At 59.4% G+C, this 4,247-nt stretch carries 4 protein-coding genes; 3 read left to right on the top strand and 1 reads right to left on the bottom strand.

What is annotated here, in order from left to right; translation table 11 throughout:
* The 3 genes from ACILQR_RS17745 to ACILQR_RS17735 all read left to right on the top strand — a co-directional run.
* The coding region (locus ACILQR_RS17745) for an enoyl-CoA hydratase-related protein (RefSeq protein ID WP_395652689.1) at window positions 1–298 on the top strand (298 nt) is incomplete at its 5' end.
* Between the two features lie 105 nt (window positions 299–403).
* The gene (locus ACILQR_RS17740; protein WP_395652688.1) at window positions 404–1,258 is read left to right on the top strand and encodes a TauD/TfdA dioxygenase family protein; all 855 of its coding nucleotides are present in this window, start codon (window positions 404–406) and stop codon (window positions 1,256–1,258) included.
* A gap of 421 nt (window positions 1,259–1,679) precedes the next feature.
* Window positions 1,680–2,933: a cytochrome P450 gene (locus tag ACILQR_RS17735; RefSeq protein ID WP_395652687.1), complete on the top strand. Its 1,254-nt coding sequence runs from the start codon at window positions 1,680–1,682 to the stop codon at window positions 2,931–2,933.
* A gap of 103 nt (window positions 2,934–3,036) precedes the next feature.
* On the opposite strand, the gene ACILQR_RS17730 is transcribed toward ACILQR_RS17735, so the two are convergent.
* On the bottom strand, window positions 3,037–4,179 hold the full coding sequence (locus ACILQR_RS17730) for a thiolase family protein (protein WP_395652686.1): 1,143 nt from the start codon (window positions 4,177–4,179) through the stop codon (window positions 3,037–3,039).
* Window positions 4,180–4,247: the final 68 nt, after the last annotated feature.

The raw sequence follows: 4,247 nt of genomic DNA, 5'->3' as shown, positions 1-4,247 counted from the left end.
CATGCTCAATGAAAAGGTTGACGCCGCCACGGCTGAGCGGCTGGGGTTGGCCAATCGCGTCATCGCGCGTGACCAATTCGAGACGGAAGGTCTGGAAATGGCCTCGCGGCTTGCGCACGGGCCATCGGTGGCGCTTCGCTACATAAAGCAGAACCTCGCTGCGGCCGAGACTGGCACGCTGGAACAAATCTGCGAGCGCGAGGCTTACAACGCTGCACGCTGCGTGCGAACGAAGGACGTCAAGGAAGCGGCCGCCGCGTTCCGCGAAAAACGCGATCCTGTATTTCTTGGCCACTGAAGGGGATCTCATTGGTGTCGAAATGACATCAGTGAGGGCAGTATCCGAACTAAAACCAAGCATCGTGATGGGGTAGGAACCGTTCCTGACAAGAAGGAGCTCGACGTGCCGCAATCATGCCTTCTCACCTCGACCGTCACGCACACAATCACGCCGATGGGTGGTTTTGTCGGCGCAGCTGTCGACAATATCGACCTTTCACTGCCGCAGTCTCCGGAAACCTACGCGGCTCTGCGAACTGCGCTGGGCGTGCACGGCATCCTAATCTTCCGCGATCAGGACCTGACCGTCAACCAATATGTCGCGCTGGGCGAACAGTTCGGCACCTTGGAAGATAACGATACCCTCAATCACGTCGATGGCTATCCACAGGTTGGCCGTTTGGTCAAGGAAGCCGGGCACGTTACCAGCATCGGCGACATGTGGCATGTGGACCATACCTATCTGGCAGCGCCAGTGCGCTACACGATGCTGCGGGCGATCGAGGTTCCGAAGTGGGGCGGAGATACCCTGTTCCTCAGCGCCAAGGCTGCCTTCGCCAGCCTGCCAGAAGGGACGAAGGATACCCTGCGATCGCTCCGCGCCCTCCATTCGCGGTCTTATCTCATCCGAGACGGTCGCTATGCTGCGCAGTTCTTCAAAGAGCGTCCGCCCCGGGCGTCCGGCGAAGCGCAAAACAAGACGGCAATCCATCCCGCTGTCACCCGCCTGCCCGATACCGGCGAAGAGGTGCTGTTTCTCAACCCGGGCTATGTCGTGAAGTTCGATGGCTGGACTGCCAAGTTGTCCGCGGGCCTGCTCGACGCGCTTTACACCCACTGTCTGCAGCCAGAGTATCAGTGCCGCTTCAGCTGGCAGCCAGGTTCGATTGTCATCTGGGACAATCTTCAGACCTGGCACTTCGCTGTGAACGACTATCAGGGCGAGCGTCGAGAGATGGAACGGCTGGTCATCGGCTGAGCAATTTTCAAATCAGGCCTACGTCGGGGCCTTATGAAAAGGCCTACACGGTTTGCCCCATGCGGGCCTTGTCGTCTGTTGCTGTGCTTGATTTGAAACGATGCCGAGAGTGGAACTCGGCTGTCACATACACGAAGTCGTGGCCCGTGAGAACATAGCTGATGAAATCGTCGGCTTTGGTCATGCTCGCGACATAGGCAATCTCGCCAAGCTTAGGAGGAAGAGTCATCAATAAACGGTGGGGGATGCAGAAAAACGGGGGGATACAATGTCCTTTGCGCAATTTCGCCCGCTGAATTGCTTCTACGCGGCTGCTCAGGGACGTCCAAACGCTGCGTCAGTGTTTGCAAAGCTTCAGCTCAATTGATAAACTGACGAAAGGTCACCTGTGTAATGTGGGGGCGATTTGGAGAGCATGGAAATGGCTGACGCCGCAATTGCCGAACGTGAAGTTCCGATCGAGGATCCGGATTTCTACGTGAACAATCCTTGGTCCACCTTTGCGTGGATGCAGCAGGAGAAGCCGTTCTATTTTTACGAACCGCTCAACATGTATTGCATCACGCGGCATCGTGACATTCGCGAGATTGCGGTCCAGGCGGATATCTTCAGCAACGAGCGCGGCATTTTCCCCAGCGAAATCAAGTTTCGCGAACAGGCGGGCGATGCTAACCCCTCCGAAGGGTTCTGGCCAAAGGACGGCGAATTGCTCGGCTACGTTGATCCCCCCCGGCACGGCGAGCTTCGTCGCGTCGCGACTCCGGCATTTTCGGTCGACGCACTGGCTGCAGTCGAAGGGCCCATCCGTGCCCATATCGACAAGCTTCTGGGCGGCATTGTTGATGGCCAGACGGTCGAATGGTGGGACCTGGCGGCAGCCGTCCCGATCGAAGCGGCGTGCAACCTGATCGGCCTACCGGCCACCGACCGCGCCAAAGTGCAGCACTGGAGTGATGAGCTCGAAAAGCTTGGTGCCGACGTGTCGCTCGAGGAACTTCAGGCGGCCGTCGCCGATTTTGCCAGCCTCCAGCAATACATCACCGACAATGTGCACCGTTGCAAGGCGGAGCGCGCCGCCGGTGGTCCAAGCGGCACTGATCTTATCTCCGTTCTGCTGGACGCCGAACTTGATGGTGGCCGGGTCTCTATGGCCACGGTCATAACTTATGCAATGACCGCGATGGCGGCGGGCAGCGACACCACGCGCGCGCTCCTACTCGGCATTGCCCACCAGTTTGCCGAGCATCCGGAGCAGTGGGAGCTGTTGCGCAAGGACCGTTCGTTGGTGAAAAACGCGATCGAGGAAGTGCTGCGTTGGGTGACCCCGGCCCGCGCCTTCGCACGATTCATCAAGAAGGACACCGTGGTGAACGGCCAGGAAATGAAGGCTGGGCAATATGTCTATCAGATGTACATGGCCGGCAATCGGGATCCGGAAGCATTTGTGAACCCGGATCAGTTCGACATCACCCGCAAGGACGCCTCGCGGCACATTACTTTCGGCGCCGGACCGCACATTTGTCTGGGTGCACGCCTCGCCCGGATGGAAGGCGCCCTGATGCTCAACGCCATGCTGGACAGGTTCACGCGGCTCGAGCTGGCAGGGGCGCCCAAGCGCGTCCACCACATTATTCGCAACAGCTGGGATTCCCTTCCCATCAAGTTTTACACCTGAACCAGCCACTTTCGCCCGGATTAAAATCTGGGACTTGAAACGAAAGGGGGCTGCGACCGGACGGTCGCAGCCCCTTTTAGATATTGCCAATCGGCTTTATCGCTCAAACCTTTTCTAGGATGTGGACCGCGCATGCACTGCCCAAGCCCACCACATGGGTGAGACCGATCCGCGCGCCCTCAACCTGGCGAGCTCCCGCCTCACCGCGCAGGTGGGTTGCGATTTCGTAGATGTTCGCAATTCCGGTTGCGCCCAGCGGATGTCCTTTGGAGAGCAGGCCGCCCGACATGTTGACCGGCACCTTGCCGCCCAGCGTCGTCGCTCCACTGTCGAGGAAGGCACCGGCCTCACCCTCGCCACACAGTCCTAGGTTTTCGTAGTGGCAGAGTTCTGCAGTGGCGAAGCAATCATGCAGTTCAACCAGATCGACGTCTTCGGGCCCGACCCCAGCCATTTCATAGGCGGTCTGTGCGGCCAAGCGAGTCACCGTGTTGACATCGGCCTGCACCAGATTGCGCTCAGTGAACGGATCGCTGGCGAGGGCCGAACCGCGCACCCGTACGGCCCGGTCCATCAGGCCAAGCTCGCGCGCCTTACGTTCCGAACATAGCACGGCTGCAGCCGATCCATCGACGTTGACCGAACACATCAGCTTGGTGATCGGATAGGCGATCATCTCGGAGCTCATCACCTCGTCCAGCGGGGTTTCCCGCTGGTACATTGCCTTGGGGTTGAGCGTGCTGTGGTGGTGGTTCTTTTCCGACACCTTTGCGAATTGGCGAAGCGTCGTGCCGTATTTGCGGGTGTGTTCCATGCCCATCTGGGCAAAGACAGCAGGCATGGTGCTCGATCCCATCAGGCCTTCGGTCAGGATCGGGGTGCCGCGGCTGTTCTTGGGCACGAGCATCCCCTTGCCCATCTTCTCGGCGCCGACGGCAAGGACCACGTCATAGAGGCCGGCCTTTATCGCGATCCATGCCTCGCGAAAAGCGGTGGCACCGGTGGCGCAAGCGTTGGTCACGTTGACCACGGGTATTCCCGTCTGCCCGATCAGCTGCAGCGTACGCTGGCCGACCATGGTTTCGGAGCAATTGCCGCTGTAGAGTGCCTGGACGTCCTTCATCGACAGGCCGCAGTCGGCCAGCGCCATGAGAGCGGCCTGGGCGGCTAGCTTTGGCGGAGTGGCATCTTCAAACCGTCCGAAACGGATCATGTCGGTCCCGACGAGATAGATATCGTTGCTCATTGGGCAGCCTCCTTGCCTGCGGGCACGAAAAAGTGGGAAATATAGCCTTCGCCGTCCGACACTGCGTC

The organism is Brevundimonas sp. (genome assembly GCF_044239655.1).
Lineage (GTDB): Bacteria > Pseudomonadota > Alphaproteobacteria > Caulobacterales > Caulobacteraceae > Brevundimonas.
The sequence above is the reverse complement of the archived record's forward strand: the minus strand, read 5'-3'. Positions and strand labels throughout refer to the sequence as shown.

Bases quoted from the DNA above. Each gene is read 5' to 3' on its own strand.
- ACILQR_RS17735 (WP_395652687.1), top strand. From the start codon at position 1,680: ATGGCTGACGCCGCAATTGCCGAACGTGAAGTTCCGATCGAGGATCCG.
- ACILQR_RS17730 (WP_395652686.1), bottom strand. From the start codon at position 4,179: ATGAGCAACGATATCTATCTCGTCGGGACCGACATGATCCGTTTCGGA.